This window comes from Haloarchaeobius iranensis, assembly GCF_900103505.1.
GTDB lineage: Archaea > Halobacteriota > Halobacteria > Halobacteriales > Natrialbaceae > Haloarchaeobius > Haloarchaeobius iranensis.
In genome coordinates, this window is record NZ_FNIA01000017.1 from 18,468 (window position 1) to 36,480 (window position 18,013).

An 18,013-nucleotide genomic window follows, 5' to 3' on the forward strand; every position below is an offset into this window, starting at 1 on the left:
GAGACCCGCCCGGGTCGCGCCCGACCCGGAGGCAGTTCGCGGGCCGGGACTTGAAAGCGACCCCTACAGAATTTGATTGAAATGTGACACAGTTAACGCATCAGAAGCAACTCGAGGGGTGTTTGCCGAAGATATTTACCGTCTGCGTCAGAACCCGTTCCTGTCATGTCAGCGAACACGAGGCTCGGCGGTTCGGGTTCGAGCGGGAACAGCGTCGACGCACGGTCGGTCGCGACCAGCGCCGGCGCCGGCGCGGTCGCGTTCGTCGCGAGCTATCTGGTGACGTTCCTGCTGTGGACCCAGACCACGCTTCCGGACCCCGAGACGTTCGACCAGGCCATCGACCAGGCGTTCGTCCAGTCCGTCCGCGACACCGTGCCGTCGTGGAAGGCCGCCGGGATGATGCTGTACAACGCCCACTTCGTCGACCTCACGTACAGCACGCCATCGACCACCAGCTCGGTGAACCTCATCGACGCGGCGGGCGGCGGCCTCGTCACGTTCGCGCTGTTCGTGCCGCCGCTGTTCCTGCTGCTCGCCGGGTTCGCGGCGGTGTCCGTGAGCGACGTGACGGCCGACCTGCCGAACGCGGTGGCCGCGGGCGCGCTCGTGCTCGTCGGTTACCTCCTGTTCGCGCTCGTCGGCGCGCTCCTGTTCGGCCACACCGAGACCGTCGAGTTCTTCGGCTTCTCCGGCCAGTACATCCTCTCCGTCCCGCTGCTCTCGACGGTCGTCTTCCTCGGGGTCGTCTACCCCGTCGTGTTCGGCGGGCTCGGCGGCGTCGGCGCGTACCTCCTGCGGGATTAGAGCTCGCGAGCGACCATCTCGCCCCAGTGCGCGAAGCCGTGTCGCTCGTAGAACGCCTTCGCCCGCTCGTTCTCGCGGTCCACGTCGAGCACCAGCCGGTCGAGCGGCAGGTCCTGCGACCGCGCGAAGGCGACCGCCTCGTCCACGAGGTCGTCCGCGACGCCCGTGCCGCGGTCGTCCGGGGCGACCCACAGCTCGTTCAGCACCGCGGCATCCCAGACGTGCGCGAGGCGCTCGGGGAGGACGAACACGTAGCCCGCAAGCGCGTTCGCGCCGTCCTCCCCGTCGTCGCTCCCGGCGTCTGCGACCGGTTCGACGAGGACGCAGCGCTCGTCGGCGGCGACACAGCGGTCCACCCACGCCAGCCAGGACTCGCGGTAGGCGTCGGTGAGCTTGCCCTCGTACTTCGCGCGCTTGTCGTCGCCGCCGGTGCCGGAGCCCAGGCCGAGTTCGAACGCGCGCTTTGCCTGCCAGAGCGCCGCCTCGTCCGTCTCGGCGTCGTAGGGTCTGACCATGGGCCGGCTTCGGCGGCGGTCGGCTTCAGTCGTGCGGGTCGCGGTCGTCGGGGGCCGACTCAGGCCGCGTACTCGTCGTACAGCCGGCTCGCCATCACGAACGCCCCGGTGACGACGAGCAGGAGCTGTTCGCCGCTGTCGGCGAGCGGGAACACGCGCTCTTGCACCTCGGCCTCGCCCGAACGGTCCGGGTTCGTGTCCACGCCCGTGTGGTACTGGGTCTCCTGCGTGGAGCCGCGAGAGACCGACTGCGCGGGCTCCTCGCTCTCGAGTTCGACGAAGGTCTGGACGAACCCCTTCCGGTTCGAGAGGTACATCTCGCCGTTGAACGCGTAGAACTGGTCGTGGACCGGCCAGAACAGGTTCGCGCCGTTGGTCATCAGGTCCGGGCCGAGAGCGCCGAAGAGGGCGGCGACGACGCCGACGACGCCGACGCGGTGGGCGGTGGGACCGAACCGGCTGCGGAGGAGCGAGTCGTCGCCGCGCGTACGGTCGGCGAGCAGCACGACCCCGATGGCACCGAGGAACACCAGCGAGTGGAACGCCGCCCGGTGGGCACCGACGACGACGAACCCGAGGAACACGTCGAGGTCGACCAGCACCGTCAGCCCGCAGACGGCGAGCAGCGCGCGCCAGGAGAAGGCGCGACCGAGGAGGGCACACCCGACGATGCCGGCGAGTGCCACGTGAACGACTGTCGAGGGCATACGGGAGGCATCGTCGCTCGGAGCAAAACCCTTCGGGTTCGTCACCTGTCGAAGGTGGCTTTCGATACGCTTTTGCGCCGCGTCCGCCACCACCGGACGATGAGCGACAGCCCACGCCGACAGCTGGCGACGAAGATCGCCGGCGAGGTCACACTCTCGGCGGACCCCGGCTCGACCCTGCGGAAGTGGCGCACCGACTTCGACGTCTCCCAGACGAACCTCGCGGCCGAGCTCGACGTCTCGTCGTCGGTCATCTCGGACTACGAGAGCGGCCGGCGCGAGAACCCCGGCATCGGCGTCGTGAGCCGCATCGTCGAGGCGCTGCTGACCATCGACGAGTCCCGCGGCGGCGACCACATCCGCCAGTACGCCCGCGTGCTCTCTGCCGGCTTCGAGAGCGACATCGTCCGCGACCTGCGGGAGTACCCGACGACAGTCCGCCTCTCCCGGCTGTACGATGCCATCGACGCGACCGAGGTGCAGTCGGGTCACGCGACGAGCGTCTCCGGCCACACCGTCATCGACTCCATCGCGGCCATCACGCGCCTCTCCTCCGAGGAGTTCTACCGCCTCTACGGCCAGTCCACCTCGCGAGCGCTCGTGTTCACCGAGATCACCCGCGGCGAGTCACCGCTGGTCGCGATGCGCGTCGTCACCCCCACCCCGAACGCCGTCGTCCTCCACGGCATCGAGGAGGACGACCTCTGGGAGCACGCGCCGAAGCTCGCGCGCGCCGACGGCTTCTCGCTGGCCGTGACGAACGCCTCGACCGAGGAGATGCTGGAGTCGCTCGCGTCGCTGCCGTAGCGCCGCTCGGGAACCACCCACTGTTTCCGACTCAGAAAATCTGCGACCCGGTTTTTATGCATCCCGGGCACAGGACAACATGGCGACGGCCGCCCACCCCGCAACCACCCGTCGCCATCCACCGACCCCACCCCGAAGTCGGTGCCGGGCCCTGCCCACCCCCAGCCCGGTTCCGACCCCACCACCCACAGACAGCCTCCACCTTCCCCCGCTTGGGTCACCCCGCTGACGCGACCGGCCGCCGCCACCGCGTCCGGCCGGACTCGTTCCCCGTCCGTCGCCTCACTCGACGTACGTGTACTTCCGCTCGCCCATCCGACCCCAGCCGTCGAAGACGAACTCCGCCTCGGGCGCGGTGAACTCCTCCAGCTCGGAGTCCGTCTCGTGGTTGTGTCGGTCGTGGACCTGCTCGTACTCCGCCCACGAGAGGTCGTAGCGGTCGGCGACCTGCTCGTCGATGTCCAGCGCGGCGATCTCCTCCTCCCAGCCGTCCTGGACGGTCTCGCCGTGGATCTCCGCCTGCGCGCCCGAGCCGTAGGACGCGACGAGCATCGACTCGCCGGCGACGTCTCGTCCCGTCTCCAGCGCCGTCTTCAGCGCGGAGATGCGCGCCAGGTGGACCGACGCGGTGTACCAGTTGCCGACGTCGCGCGCGATGGAGAGCGTCGGGTCGACCGTGCCCGCGTACCAGTCCCGGTACTGCTCGGTCTCCTTCAGGGCGTCCATGTACTCGCGGACGGCCTCCTCGTACTGCCCGTCGTCGTCGAAGCTCTCGCGACGTGGCTGGCGGCCGATGCCCTCGGCGAGCTCCTCCTCGACGCCGGTGTCGCGGGTGACGTGGCGGTACGCGAGCGCGGCCGCCTTCCGGACCATCCCCGGGAACGGCGTGTGGAACGGCGCGTAGACGAAGTCGTCGATGTGCACGTCGCCGGCGACGCTCTCGTAGTCCTCCAGCGCCTCGCGCATCCGGGCGAGGTACACCTGCACCGAGCGCTTGCCGTCGACGCTCGGGAACTGCTGGTTCGGCTTCAGGAAGTCCGTCTCGTCGGCGCTCCCGTAGCCCTGGTGCGTCGACAGCTCGACGAGGTCGGGGTCCTCGCTGATGAGCAGCGCGACCGCACCCGCACCCTGTGTCGCCTCGCCGGCGTCGCCGCGGGCGTACAGCGCCGTGTCGGTCGCGACGACGATGGCGCTCCGGCCACGGTTCCGGCCCGCGCGGATCCAGTTGTACGCGTCGTCGACGCTCTGGGTACCCGCGATGCAGGCGAACTTGCGCTCGCCCTTGTTCGCGTGGTGGAAATCGCCGTCGTACACCTGCTCGAGGCAGCCCGCGATGTACGTCGAGATGGGCTTGGAGTTGTCGAAGCTCGACTCGGTGGCCACGTCGATGCGGCCGATGTCGTCCGGCGTCAGCCCCTTCCGGTCCATGAGCTCCTTCGACGCGTTCGCCCCCATCGTCACGATGTCCTCGTAGGAGTCAGGGAACGACGACGCTCGCAGGCCGAGGCCCTTCGTGTACTTCTCCGGGTCGTCGCCCTTCTCCGGGGCGAACGTCTCCGCCAGGTCGAGTTTCAGGTTTCCAGTCCAGACTTCGACCGCGTCGATACCGACTGCTGTCATGTGGGGGAATGGGTGGACTGGCTATTTGTGCGTGTCGATGGATGTTTCGACAGGTGTCGAAGTCTCATGGGTGTCTAACAGGTTCCGGGACCATCCGGGGTGACGGTGAACGTCGCCTGTGAGCCATCGGCGAAGTACAGCGTGATTTCGACCGGTTCGCAGGTCATGTCAAACTCGTTGTCGCTGCTGTCGATGAACCGGTAGAGGTGGAACCACGCGACCCCACCACTCGTAATGACCGGCTCGTCGTTGGCGTTGCTCGCTGCACTGAGGTCGGCGGTACCGGGAACCGCGAACCCACCACCCAAGTCCGCCGTGTAACTCGTTCCGTCCACTTCGACGTGGAACTCGCTGGCGTAGACACCCACCTCGGGGAGCGGGTCGTCGAGCCGCGCGACGTTGCTGTTGGCGGGCTCGACACGAATTTCGGTCACCCGGACGTCGCTACTGCGCCCGTTCTCGACCGAGAACGCAACGCCACCCCGGATGTCGTCGTTGGTCACGTCGACAGCGATGCCGTTGTCGACGAGCGCAACGTCGGTCCCAACGGGCTCGCGGTCGGCCCCAGTCAGCCCTTCCGCACCGTACGTCACCGCGTTCCGGAGGAGCGCGTCCGCCTCGGACGAGTAGTGGTGGTTCTGGGCGTAGTACTCCCGGCCGATTGACGCGAGCAGCACCGTCCCCTCGGCGTCGTCGACCGCCACTGCAGGGCCGTCGAAGCCGTTGTCGTCGCCGGAACTCGCGAGCGTCGTTCCGCTGTACCCCGTGAACCACGCGTGGTCGGAGAACTCCGAGTCGTGGACGACGAACGTATCGCCGGACCCACCGATGCCGTTGAACAGCGGGTGGTCCTGGTCGATGCGCATCCGAGCCAGGCTTCCGGAGGCGTAGTCCTCGCTCGTGCTGACTGGGTCACCGGTCGTCGCCGACAGCTCCGAGATGGCATTGCTGTTGTCGGGGTCGATCCCGTCGTCGCTCCACTGGTCGAGGTAGACCACTGCCGTGCTGGGGTCGTTCGTCGCATCGACGAACGACTGGACAGCGGTCGTGTCGCTCGGGAGGTCCTGAACCACGACGACCTCGTACTCGTCCGGATTCGCGGTGACGTCGCCCAGACTCGCACCGGTGACGGAGTAGTTCGTTGGGAGTTCGTGGGTCAGGACCGACTCGACCTGATGGCCGTAGCCTCCGGAGTCGTCAACGACGGCGACCTGAACCGGGTCGACGGTGACGGTAGTTGTCTCGGTCGTCGTGGCCCCATCGTCGTCCGTGACCGTCACCGTCACCGTATACGTCCCGGGTTCGGTGTACTCGTGGTTCGGCGTCCCCCCGGTCGCGTTCGGGGTGCCGTCGCCGAACGCCCACTCGTAACTTGCGACCGAGCCGTCGTCGTCGCTCGCGCCTGCGTCGAACGCCACTGTGTCCGCAACAGTCGGGTCCGAGGGCGACGACGACGGTACAGCAGTTGGCGCGACGTTGTCGACCTGAACGCTCCTCGTCGTAGTGTCGCTGTTCCCGTTCGTGTCCGTCACGGTAAGCGTCACCGTGTACGTCCCGTTGTCACCGTAGCTGTGGGTGACGCTCTGGCCCGTCGCGGTGGTGCCGTCCCCGAAGTCCCACTCGTAGCTCCCCGGGGCGGCGACCGTGCTGCCAGTGGCGTCGAACGTGACGGAGTCGCTCGTGTCGGGACTCGACGGCGCGTAGGTGAACGACGCGTTCGGCGCGGGGTCGAAGAAGTCCGTCTCGGCCACGTCGGACCAGTCGCTCGGGTCGTCGGTGTCCTCGTACCAGCCGCTCCCGTCACCGTTCCGGGTCGCCACGCCGGTCGCGTTGCCGTAGGCGTAGCTCCAGCCGTCGCTCGTACTCGCCGAGCCGTAGGCGAACTCGTCGATGACCTGCCCGTTGCTGGTGTTTACGAGTTCGAGCGGCTCGCCGCCGTTGGCGAGCACACCGCTCCCGCCCGGGTCGAACTCGACGAGCGTCACGTCGGCCGGAACCGACCACTGCTGCTCGAACGCGGTGGTGTTCCGGACGAACCACACCCGGCCGTCGGCCGTCGCCGGGAGTTCGGCACTCGTCTCGCCGCTCCCTGTCTCGTCGTCGCGGACGACCCAGTCGGTCGTGTTGAGCGGGCCATCGACCTCGATGGCGATGAACTCCCCGTCGTTGTCGGCGAGCGTGTCGGGGTTCGGTTGGACGGCGGTCAGCAGCGCCGCCGGGCGGACCGTGACCGTCCGCGTCGTGCTGTCGGTGAGGCCGTCGTCGTCGGTGGCGGTGAGCGTGACCGTGTACGTGCCGGGCTGGCCGTAGGAGTGGCTCGCGGTCTGTCCGGTCGCGGTGGTGCCGTCGCCGAACTCCCACTCGTAGCTGGCGATGGTGCCGTCCGAGTCGGTGGAGCCCGACGCGTCGACCGAGAGCGTGTCACGCGTGGTCGGGCTCGACGGCGAGGCGGTGAACGACGCGGTCGGCGGCGTGCCGCTCGCGTCGTAGGTCGGACAGTCGCCGGCAACCGCGACACCGTTCGCACCGTCCGGTTCGACGGTCAGCCCCGCGAGACACGGACTCTGGGTGGGCGCGGTTGAGTTCAGTTCGACGACGACGCGGAACCGGTCGCTCGAGGTTCCGAAATTCCCGTCACCGACCGCGTAGGACCGCTGGCCATCGACGATGGAGACGGGGTCGCTCCGGTTCCACGTCCCGTCGTCCTCGGAGTCGGACTCGACGTAGACCGTGAGGCTCGTCCCCGACGGCACGTCGGCGGTGACGTTCTCGAGCCGGATGGTCCGCGGGTCGACCGTGACCGAGGTCGTCTTCTCCGCGGTCGTGATGGTCCCGTTCCTGCTGGTCTCGTACAGTGCCAGTGCCTCGGCGTCGGAGAGCGCGCGGTCGTAGAGCCGCACCTCGTCGAGTCGGCCGTCGAGGTACTCCGGCGAGCCCCCGGTGTCCTCGATGACGCCGATACCCGAGAACGAACTCGTCTTCGCGCCCGTCTCGGAGATTTCGGTGTCCTCCAGCACGCCATCGACGTACACTCGCGTCTCGCCGGAGGTCGCGTTCCGGACGAGGACGACGTGGTGCCACGTACCGTCGTTTATCTCTGTCGTGCTCTGTGCGCCGTCGTCGTTCCCTGCCATCACACCGATGTTGCCCGAAGCGTCGATCCAGCCGTAGAACACGTCGTTCCCGTCGCCGTTGCTCTCTACGCCGGTGATGCCCGGAGCCTGCCACATCGTGTCGTCGCCGCTCTGTGTCGTCCTGATCCACGCCGAGACCGTCCCGCTGGTTCCCATCGATGACGAGAGGTCCGTGGGGGCCTGCACCGAATCGTCGGCACCGTCGAAGTCGTACGCAGAGGTGTTCAGGATTCCGGGGACGCCCTGCATCACGCCGCTGATGGTTCCGTCGTTCCCGCCGCTGGCGTCGTTGGCCGTCGAGCCGGCGTTCCCGTCGAACGGGTAGTACGCAACGAGCCCAGCGCCATTCGTCGGATAACCGAGCTGGACCGCACCCGCGTCGTGATCCCCGTAGCCCGCGTGGACGACGCCTTGTTCGCTCGTCGCGGCGTCCCAGTCGGCGGCGGTCTGCCAGACCAGCGGCGAGAGCGCGCCGCTGACCACCTCGACGACCAGCCGGTCGCCGCTGCCCCCGCTCGTGACGTACGCGAGGAAGGTGCCCGTCCTCTGGAAGTCGAACGTCGCGTCGGCCGCACCGGAGGCGTTGGTCTGCCCGTCGACGCTCGTGATGGTCGCGACGCCCGTGTCGTTCACGCTGAACTCGACCGGCTGGTTCGCCAGCCCCTCGACGATGCGGGCGGTGAAGTTCCGCGTCGGGGAGGCCGTCCTGTCGACGGTGACCGTGCTGTTGCGGTCCCACTCGACGGTGTAGACGCCGCCACTGCCGCCACCGCTACCGCTGCCGCCGCCACCGTCACCGGGGGTGACGGTCGTCTCGACCGTCGCGTTCAGTGGTGCGTTCGGGTCGAATCCACTCCGGGGGTTCCCCTCGACGCTCACGTTCACCGTCACGTCGGTCGCCGTCGTCACCGAGCCCGGCGCGTCGTAGCTGACCGTCACCCGACCGTCGTCGCCGACCACGAGGTCGCTGAAGTTGTCCCTGGTCGCCCCGTCGACGGTCAGGTCGCCCGGGCTCCCGTCGAGCGAGAGGTTCACCGTCGAGCCCGCCACCGGGTTGTTGTACCGGTCGCGGACCTCGACGGTGAACTCGCGCGACGAGCCGGCCTCGACCGTGCCCCCAGTCCCATCGGCGACCGTCACGTACGCCGGGCCCGGGGTGTTCGGGTCGGGCTCCGACGCCGTCCCGAGGTGGACCTGCGTCGCCTGCACCGCGTACGTCTCGTTCGCGACGAGCGTGATGCCGACCCGGTGGAGCGTCTCGCCGCCGGCCGTCGGTGCCGGCGTCGGCGTCCGGTTCACCACGCCGGTGACGTAGCCGCCGTCCTCGTCGAGCTGGCCGTCCCCGGCCAGGGTCTCGTTCCAGAACTCGGCCGACCGGTAGGACGTCACCGTCAGGGTCACCGGCCCGGAGTCGTTCCGGACCCGGACGGTGTTCGTCGAACTGCTCGTCGGCGTCACCTGAAGCGAGAGGTCGTCGGTGACGCCGGACCGCGTCTCGCTCACGTTCCCCGACGCGACCAGCAACGAGAGCCGCTTCCCGTCGACGAGCGACTGCGGCGACCGGACGAGCGTGGTCGAGTCGTACCGGTCGTACAGCAGCGTGTTGTCCAGCACGGTCGTCGGTGCGCCTTCGTACTCGTGGTAGCCCGGCCGGTAGGTGACCAGCGCGGTGTCGTAGCTCAACTCGGTCCCCCAGAAGTCCGCCGTCTCGCCGTCGACCGGCGTCGCGTTGGAGACGTTCAGGGTGACCGCACCGCCTCCCGAGACCGTCCGCAGCTGGCCGACCGGCGGCTGCGGGTTCCGGTAGATGGTCCGGTCCGGGTACGTCGTCCCCAGCGGGATGGCGACGCTGCCACCGCGGCCGCCCGCGCTCGCCGAGACCATCCGGCTGCGGAGCTCCTGCATCTGCTCGTGGACCTGCTGGTTGTGGCCGTACTCGATCTCCTCGTTCTGGGCGGGGACGACGCTCACCTGCCACGCCGTCACCGCGAGGATGAGGAAGCCGAAGAGGAGGACGACCGCGAGGACGGTCGACTGGGCGCGGTCGTCGTCGACACCGCGACGTTCCACGTCACTACCAGTGGACATCTATCAGGCGACCCCTGGGCCGACGCCGACGGTCACGTTCCCGCCGAACTCGTCTTTCACCCAGCCGGTCGTGTCGGTGGTGAAGTCGTAGTACTTCAGCTCCTGGTTCTGGTCGACGTAGATCAGTTCGGGAGTCCCGTCACCGGTGTAGTCGTACAGCCCCATCGATGCGCCGGACTTCGGTTTGTCGCTCATCCCGGGGAGCGTGCTGTCCTCGCTGTTCGTCCCGTCCGCGAGCCGGACGAACGGGGAACTCCCGGTGCGCCAGACGACATCCGCCGGCGTGTCGCCGTCCAGTTGGGCAGGCTCGGTCGTCGCCGAGACGCCCACGACGTTCGGGTTGTCGACGGCTTTCTTCTTCTGATTGTCGCCGTTGCCCTTCTCGTCGACGTACGCGAGCTTCGAGTTGCTGTCGACGAACGCGATCTCGTCACCACCGCCGGCCCCGTCGTCGAGGAAGTTCCCGACGCCCGCGACGGACTGGGCCTGAATTGGGTCCTTGGTTTTCGACGGTTTCTTGTAGACAGCTTCCGCGCTCGTCGAGGCACCACCTTCCCAGTCAACCCGGTAGAGGTCGGAGCCGTCGGAGAAGTAAACCTCCGAATCCCCGGTTCGGTAGCTCCCGACTCCGAGCCGCCCGCTGGTGCTCGGGAGGATGGACGCGCTATCTGGCACCAGCGTCTGCACCTCACCGTTGAGGTCGCGAATCTTGAGCGCGCCGTTACCGTCGACGTACGGAACCTCGACGAGCCCGTCACCGTCGATGTCCTCGTCCATCGGACCGAGGGACTGTGCTGTGACCTGACCCGAGGGACCGAACTCGTAGACGCGGCCGTTGGCGTCGAGACTGCGCAGGTAGCCGCCCGAGGTGGTGTATACCATCCCCGGCTGTGGGCCACCGGGAATCCCGGTCACGTCGAAGGTTACCCGGTCACCGCCCGCGCCGCTGGTGACGTACGTCGTCACCGACCCGTTCTGGCTCACGGTCAGCGTCGTCTGGTCTTCCCCGCTACTGCTCGTCGTCCCGCTGGTCGGCGAGAAGCTCCCGACCGTCGTGTTGCTCACCGAGTAGGTAACGCTGGCACCGTCAGCGACAGGGTCGGTGAACATCGTCATCGGGAGGTCCACGGAGGACTCGCCGTTGCCGTCGATGGTGCACTGCCCGCGAGGCTGTCCATCCGAGCACGAGATCGTCGCAGCGCCGGAGGGGCTCGACGAGTCCGGGTTCCGCCACGTGACGTTGTACGCGCCGTTCCCGCCGCCCCCGCCACCGCCGCTCGCGGTGACCGTAATGTCGAACTGGACCTGCTGGGAGCGGTTCGCGCCCGTCGAGAGGTTCACCGTCACGGTCGCAGAGCCGCTGCTGGAGGGTGCGTCGTACGTGAACCGCGCCCGGCCGTCGTCGCCGGTCAGTTCGGTGCCGTCGCCCTGGAGTGAGCCGTCACCGGCGACGGTTGCCTCGACCTGAACGCCGCTCTGTGCGCCGTTGAACCGGTCGCGGACCTCGACGGTGAGCGTCTCGCTCCCGTCGGCCGGGACGCTCCGGGACGTACTCCCGGGCGTGGTCAGGTAGGAGCCGCCGTCGACGGGTGTGACACCGGTGCCGACCCCGGCCTTCGCGAGCCGGAGCTGGTAGGTGCCGGGTTCGAGCTCGAATGTGACGAGTTGCAACGGAACGGGGCCGTCGGTCGAGAGCGTCCCGTCCGGGCGGACCTCGGTGACGTTCGCGTTCGGGTCCGTTCCGGGTTCGTCGTACTGCCCGGACTCGTTCAGGAGGTTTCGCCACTCGTCGGCCGACAGCGTGGTCGGGATGGTCACCGTGACGGGGTCGCTGGCGTTCCCCTCGACGGTGACGGTGCGCGGTTCGGCCGTGACCGCACGGACCGTCAGCGAGGCGGTCCCGCCCTCGCGGCGGACCTCGCCGTCGAGCGCGGTGAGCGTGATGCGGCTGCCCTCGAACACATCCTGCTGTGTCAGGGTGATGTTCGCGGTCCGGAAGCGGTTGTACGCCAGCGAGTTCTCGTACACCGTCGCCGGCGCGCTCTGGTAGACGTTGTATCGCGGTTGGTAGACGATGGCACCGGTCGAGAAGGAGCGGGCGGTGCCGTTCCAGTAGTCCGCAGTCTCGCCGTCGAGCGCGGAGGCGTTGTCGACGGTGAACCCGACCGACTCGTTGGTCGTCCCGATGGTTCGCAACAGCCCCGTCGGTGACGGTGGGTTCACGAAGATGCTCCGGGCCGGGTAGCGCGTGCCGAGCGGGACGGCGACCGAGCCGCCGACACCGCGCGCCGGCACCGTGCCGATGGTGTCGCGGAGGTCCTGCATGCGTTCCTGGACCTCGCGGTTGTGGTTGACCTCGACCTCCTCGTTCTGGTTCGGGACGACCTGCACCTGGTAGGTCGAGATCGCGATGACGACGAACGCGAGCAGAATCACCGCGCCCACCTGGACGCTCACTCCCCGCTCGTCGTCGAAAAACTCCATTCTACGCACAGGTTCGCTTGGCGCGAGTAAAACCCTTATGACCAAATTACCGCAGGGGTAACCCCCGATTACTCGGCGTCCTCGTCCTCCTCGACGACCTCGGGGTCCTCCATCGCGGACTGGAGGCTGGCGAGGCCGTTGAGCCACTGGGCGACCGGGCCGTACTCGAGTTCCTCGCCGAGTTCGGGCGAGAGCTCCTCGCCGTCGATGATGAGCGTCCCTGCCTTCACCAGGTAGCCACGAGCGCTCTCGATGTCCTCCTCGGCCTCGGCCTCGGCGGCGGCGGAGACGTACTCCGGGATGGCGGCCTCGTCGGCGACACCGGCGTGGATGTACTCCATCGCGGCGTGGAGGACGATGCTCAGGCTCTCCTGGACGCTACCGACGAGGAACAGCTTGTCCTCGTCGTCGAACTCGGGCTCGGTGAAGACGATGTCCCCGATCTCGTTGATCTTCTCGGACGCCGCCTCCTCGTCGAGTTCGCCGTCGTCTGCCGCGGAGACGATCTTCGCGACGGCGATGGCGGCGTCGTCCTGCATGAGGTCGAACACGCGCATCGAGTCCTCGTCTTCGGCGTCGACGTCCTCCGCTTCGACCCGGTCGATCCAGTTCTGCCAGCGTTCCGCCGAGTAGTATTCGGTCGGGGGATTGCTCATACCACAACCTACCCCGGCGTAGTGAAATGCCTTTCTCTACGGTGACCGGTTCCGGTGCGAGACGCCCGTGCGTGGACACGACACGGCGGGGTGGCCCGGAACACGCCACGGACGCGCCGCGGAGGTGGCGGCCTCCCTGCGGTTACAGCGTCTCGGTGGTGTCGATGCCGTAGACGAGTTCGGGCGTCTCGACGTGGGCACGACGGACGGCCTCGTCGTGGCCCTCCTCGAGCAGCCAGCGGACGCGGCGTGGCACCGTCTTCGGGCCGAGCACCGCACCGGGACGGTCGGGGTCGTCGACGAAGTCGGTCTCCATGAGGAACGGGGCGTCCGAGGCGGCGGCGACTTCGAGGCGGTCCGTCTCGCTCATGACGCTCGGGATGGGGCCGAGGAGCTCGCCGCCCGCGTAGTGCTTGACGACCTGCGTGCGGTCCAGCCCCTCGTCCTCGGCCCACTCGGCGACCTCGGTGAGGTCGTCGCTCGCCTCGGTGTGGAGCTGGACGGCGCAGTCGACCTCGGCCCCGAGCGAGAAGGCGTGACGCATCACGTCGTTCGAGGCGGCCCAGACGGCATCGTCGACGTCGTAGTGCGGGCGTCCGGACTTGAGCGCGAGTGCGCGGCCGTCGGCGACGTACTCCGCGGCGAGGTCGAGCCCAGCCTGCATCAGGTCGCGGGCCTCCGCGGGTGTGTGGCCGTCGTCCACAAGGTGGGAGACGAGTCCGGGGTGGACGCCGAGGACGGGCCACGCGCGCCCGTCGAGGCGGTCGCTCGCTGCCGCGACCGCACCGAGGGTGGTCTCGAACACGTGCCGGAACGATTCGCGGTCGGTCGGCAGGTCGCCCAGATGCCAGGACGGCTTGTTGACGACGAGCAGGTGGGTGCCACCCAGCCGCGCGAAGTCGTCGACGGCCGCCATCCCGCGGCCGTGGTCGGGGTCGAGGTGCATGTGGTTGTCGAGAACGGGAGTGTCGATGTCGTCCATTGTCGTTGACCTTACGTGTGTGCGTGAACGCGTAAGTAGATATTAGCTCCCGTTTTATCGCGTCCTGGACCAGTGATTTCAGCGACCAGGAAGCGCCCAGGCGGAGCGAACTGACAACTACTCGTGTTTACCGCTAGTTAATTGAGTTCCGCGTTACCAAGATATAAATATAGGGCGGTAATTGCTATTGGTGGGCATGGCAGAAGATACCCAAAGCGGTACGAACAGACGCACTTTCCTGAAGACGACCGGCGCCGCGGCGAGCGCGGCCGCCTTCGCGGGCCTCACGCAGGCCACCCCCGGACGCGAGCCGGGTGCGAAGGAGAACGAGCTCCTCGTCGGCATCTCGTCTTCGACAAACATGGCATCCGTCCAGCGGCAGGTCGAGCGAGACCTACCCTCCGACGCGAACGTCGTCCACGAGAACGACAACCTCGGCTACATCGCCGTCGAGGTCCGCGACGACGGACCGTCGACGATGGACGCCGTCGCCTCGCGTATCGAGCGCCAGTCCGGCGTCCGCTACGTCGAACAGAACACGACGCACCACGCGTTCGCACAGCCGGACGACCCCAAGTTCGACCAGCAGTACGCGCCACAGCAGGTGAACGCGCCGGCGGCCTGGGACACCACCTTCGGCAGCGAGAACGTTACCGTCGCCATCGTCGACACCGGCGTCGACTACACGCACCCGGACCTCCAGAGTCGGTTCGGGTCGAACAAGGGCAAGGACTTCGCGGGCGGGGACAACGACCCCAACGCGCCCAGCGGCGAGAACCACGGGACTCACGTCGCCGGCATCGCGTCCGCGACCACCGACAACGGCACCGGCGTCGCCGGGATGTCCGACTCCACGCTACTCGCCTGTCGTGCGCTGGGCGGCGGCAGCGGCTCCACGGCGGACATCGCGGACGCCGTCGAGTGGGCGGCCGACCAGGGCGCGGACATCATCAACATGAGCCTCGGTGGCGGCGGCTACACGCAGACGATGAAGAACGCCGTCTCCTACGCGGTCAACAACGGCGCCCTCCCGATCTGTGCGGCCGGGAACGACGGCTCGGGCTCGGTGTCGTACCCCGCGGCCTACGACGAGTGTGTGGCGGTGTCGGCAGTCGACAGCAACGAGGACCTCGCGAGCTTCTCGCAGTACGGCCCGAACCTCGACGTCGCCGCACCCGGCGTCGACATCCTGTCGACGTGGACGGAGAACAAGAGCCAGTACGGTGGCCAGTACAACAAGATATCCGGCACGTCGATGGCGTGCCCGGCGGCCTCCGGCGTCGCGGCGCTGGGCAAGGCGGCCGACGCCAGCCTCTCGCCGACGCAGCTGCGTAGCCAGCTGAAGAGCACGGCCGTCGACATCGGTCTCTCAGCGGAGAAACAGGGCGCGGGCCGCGTCGACGCGCTCAACATCGTCGGCGGCGGTGGCGGCGACCCGCCGGAGAACGAGGCACCGACGGTCTCCATCGACGCCTCCTCGGCGACGGTCACGGTCGGCCAGGAGGTCACCTTCGACGGCTCCGGCTCCAGTGACTCCGACGGCTCCATCAGCGCCTACGACTGGAGCTTCGGCGACGGCGCGACTGCGACCGGCCAGACCGTCACCCACACCTACAGCGCCGCCGGCGACTACAGCGCCAGCCTCACCGTCACGGACGACGACGGCGCGAGCACGACCGACTCCGTCGCCATCACCGTCGAGTCCGACAACGGTGGCGGCAGCTGTGGCGACACGTCAACGGGCGGCTCGGCCGACAGCTCGCTGTCGGGCTACTGGGACGCCGAGTCGTACACGTACACGAACAGCCTCGACGACCCGTGCCAGGTCACCGTCTCGCTGAGCGGGCCGAGCAACGCCGACTTCGACCTGTACGTCACGCTGGACGGTCGCACGCCGTCGACGAGCGACTACGACAAGCGCTCCATCACGCAGGACAGCCAGGAGCAGGTCATCGCGGACGCGGTCAGCGCCGGCCAGGATATCGGCATCCTCGTCGACTCCTACTCCGGCTCGGGCAGCTACACGGTGAGCGTCGAGGAGCTCGGGCAGTAAGTCCCGTCACCGTCGCTCCCCCCGTGTCACTCGCCGGAGAGGTCCTCCGGCGAACGCCGCCCGCGGTTTCCAGACGCTATCTCCGCCTGATGCGGACCGTAACCCGAGGTATCGAGATGGGAAGTCTGGAACTGTCGGCGCGTTTCTTCTAGTTTTTAACCGGGCGGACATGCAACTTTTTCGGAAATAGTGGCCAAATATTATAATTTAGAAATAAATTTACGCTCTATTCATAAAAATATAAGTGGGGCAGATGTGACTGGCGTTGTGTGTCATGACAGGCAATAACACTCAATCGTGGGCACGACGTACCTTCCTCAAAGCGACGGGCGCTGCGGCTTCCGCCGCGGCACTGGCGGGCATCACCAGCGCGACCCCCGGCAGGGACCCGCAACCGCGGGAGAACGAGCTCATCGTGGGCGTCTCGGGCGCTGCGAGCATGGCGAGCACCGAGGCGAGCGTCCAGGAGGAGCTCCCCGGACCGGCGAGTGTCACGCACCGCAACGAGAACCTCAGCTACTTCACGGTGGAGCTACCGGACCAGGCCGCCGCCCGGGCCGAGTCCGCCATCGCGGAGTCCCTCCGACGGAAGACCGGCGTCCGATACGTCGAGCCGAACGAGACCGTCCACGCGTTCGCGACGCCGAACGACTCGCTGTTCGACCAGCAGTACGCGCCCCAGCAGGTGCGTGCACCGTCGGCATGGGACACGACGCAGGGCAGCTCCGACGTGACCGTGGCGGTGGTCGACCAGGGCGTGAAGTACGACCACCCCGACCTACAGGCGCGGTTCGGTTCGAACAAGGGCAAGGACTTCGTCGACAGCGACGGCGACCCGTACCCGGACTCGATGGCGGACGAGTACCACGGCACCCACGTCGCCGGCATCGCGGCGGCGACCACCGACAACAGCACCGGCGTCGCCGGAATCTCGGACTCGACGCTGCTGTCGGGGCGTGCGCTCTCCGAGCAGGGCAGCGGCTCGACGACGGACATCGCGGACGCCGTCGAGTGGGCGGCCGACCAGGGCGCGGACATCATCAACATGAGCCTCGGTGGCGGCGGCTACACTGACACGATGAAGAACGCCGTCAGCTACGCCGTCAGCAACGGGTCGCTCCCGATCTGTGCGGCCGGGAACGACGGCTCGGGCTCGGTGTCGTACCCCGCGGCCTACGACGAGTGTGTGGCGGTGTCGGCAGTCGACAGCAACGAGGACCTCGCGAGCTTCTCGCAGTACGGCCCGAACCTCGACGTCGCCGCACCCGGCGTCGACATCCTGTCGACGTGGACGGAGAACAAGAGCCAGTACGGTGGCCAGTACAACAAGATATCCGGCACGTCGATGGCGTGCCCGGCGGCCTCCGGCGTCGCGGCGCTGGGCAAGGCGGCCGACGCCAGCCTCTCACCGACGGAGCTACGCAGTCGACTGAAGAACACGGCCGTCGACATCGGCCTCTCGGCGGAGGAGCAGGGCGCGGGCCGCGTCGACGCGCTCAACATCGTCGACGCCGGCGGTGACGGCGGTGGTGGTGGCGGCAACACCGCGCCGACAGTCTCTATCGACGCCTCCTCGGCGACGGTCACGGTCGGCCAGGAGGTCACCTTCGACGGCTCCGGCTCCAGTGACTCCGACGGCTCCATCAGCTCCTACGACTGGAGCTTCGGCGACGGTGCCTCTGCGACGGGCCAGACCGTCACCCACACCTACAGCGCCGCCGGCGACTACAGCGCCAGCCTCACCGTCACGGACGACGACGGCGCGAGTTCGACCGACTCCGTCGCCATCACCGTCGAGTCCGACAGCGGTGGCGGTGGCAGCTGTGGCGACACCTCTGCGGGCGGCTCCGCGGACGGCTACCTGTACGGCTACTACGACTCCACGTCGTACACGTACACGAACAGCCTCGCCGACCCGTGCCAGGTCACCGTCTCGCTGAGCGGGCCGAGCAGCGCCGACTTCGACCTGTACGTGACGACGGACGGGCGCACCCCCAGCACGTCCGACTACGACAAGCGCTCCATCTCGATGAACAGCGACGAGCAGGTCATCATCGACAGCCCGAGCGCCGGTCAGGATGTCGGCATCCTCGTCGACTCCTACTCCGGCTCGGGCAGCTTCACTGTCGACGTCGAGGAGCTCGGCCAGTAAGGACTGCA

General features: G+C 68.1%; 11 protein-coding genes. 4 read left to right on the top strand and 7 right to left on the bottom strand.

Annotation, left to right across the window (positions count from 1 at the left end):
• Positions 1 to 165 precede the first annotated feature (165 nt).
• A complete protein-coding gene (locus BLT27_RS13855; RefSeq protein ID WP_089734898.1) occupies positions 166 to 807 on the top strand; it encodes a DUF7978 family protein in 642 nt (213 codons plus the stop codon).
• On the opposite strand, the gene BLT27_RS13860 is transcribed toward BLT27_RS13855, so the two are convergent.
• Positions 804 to 1,322, bottom strand: a complete 519-nt coding sequence (locus BLT27_RS13860; protein ID WP_089734900.1) for a GNAT family N-acetyltransferase — start codon at positions 1,320 to 1,322, stop codon at positions 804 to 806. The two genes, BLT27_RS13855 and BLT27_RS13860, sit on opposite strands and share 4 nt — an antisense overlap.
• A 59-nt stretch (positions 1,323 to 1,381) precedes the next feature.
• Entirely contained in the window at positions 1,382 to 2,029 is a 648-nt protein-coding gene (locus tag BLT27_RS13865; protein ID WP_089734902.1) for a metal-dependent hydrolase, read from the bottom strand.
• 99 nt (positions 2,030 to 2,128) lie between these two features.
• On the opposite strand from BLT27_RS13865, the gene BLT27_RS13870 reads away from it, so the two are divergent.
• Positions 2,129 to 2,836, top strand: coding sequence for a helix-turn-helix domain-containing protein (locus tag BLT27_RS13870; RefSeq protein ID WP_089734905.1), 708 nt, complete (start codon positions 2,129 to 2,131; stop codon positions 2,834 to 2,836).
• 282 nt (positions 2,837 to 3,118) lie between these two features.
• On the opposite strand, the gene hmgB is transcribed toward BLT27_RS13870, so the two are convergent.
• The 5 genes from hmgB to BLT27_RS13895 all read right to left on the bottom strand — a co-directional run bounded on the left by hmgB (position 3,119) and on the right by BLT27_RS13895 (position 13,800).
• The gene (hmgB, locus tag BLT27_RS13875) at positions 3,119 to 4,456 is read right to left on the bottom strand and encodes a hydroxymethylglutaryl-CoA synthase (RefSeq protein ID WP_089734907.1); all 1,338 of its coding nucleotides are present in this window, start codon (positions 4,454 to 4,456) and stop codon (positions 3,119 to 3,121) included.
• A gap of 74 nt (positions 4,457 to 4,530) precedes the next feature.
• Complete coding sequence (locus BLT27_RS20430; RefSeq protein WP_089734909.1) at positions 4,531 to 9,678, bottom strand: PKD domain-containing protein; 5,148 nt, start codon at positions 9,676 to 9,678, stop codon at positions 4,531 to 4,533.
• Positions 9,679 to 9,681: 3 nt separating this feature from the next.
• Positions 9,682 to 12,162 (bottom strand): Ig-like domain-containing protein, encoded by a 2,481-nt coding sequence (locus BLT27_RS13885; RefSeq protein ID WP_089734911.1) that lies wholly within the window; start codon positions 12,160 to 12,162, stop codon positions 9,682 to 9,684.
• Between the two features lie 68 nt (positions 12,163 to 12,230).
• A complete protein-coding gene (locus tag BLT27_RS13890) occupies positions 12,231 to 12,818 on the bottom strand; it encodes a DUF2150 family protein (protein ID WP_089734913.1) in 588 nt (195 codons plus the stop codon).
• Between the two features lie 142 nt (positions 12,819 to 12,960).
• On the bottom strand, positions 12,961 to 13,800 hold the full coding sequence (locus BLT27_RS13895; protein WP_089734915.1) for a TatD family hydrolase: 840 nt from the start codon (positions 13,798 to 13,800) through the stop codon (positions 12,961 to 12,963).
• Positions 13,801 to 13,996: 196 nt separating this feature from the next.
• Here BLT27_RS13895 and BLT27_RS13900 point away from each other — a divergent pair, with 196 nt between their 5' ends.
• Positions 13,997 to 15,853 (top strand): S8 family serine peptidase, encoded by a 1,857-nt coding sequence (locus tag BLT27_RS13900; RefSeq protein ID WP_089734917.1) that lies wholly within the window; start codon positions 13,997 to 13,999, stop codon positions 15,851 to 15,853.
• A 274-nt stretch (positions 15,854 to 16,127) separates the two neighbouring features.
• A complete protein-coding gene (locus tag BLT27_RS13905; RefSeq protein WP_089734919.1) occupies positions 16,128 to 18,005 on the top strand; it encodes a S8 family serine peptidase in 1,878 nt (625 codons plus the stop codon).
• Positions 18,006 to 18,013 lie beyond the last annotated feature (8 nt).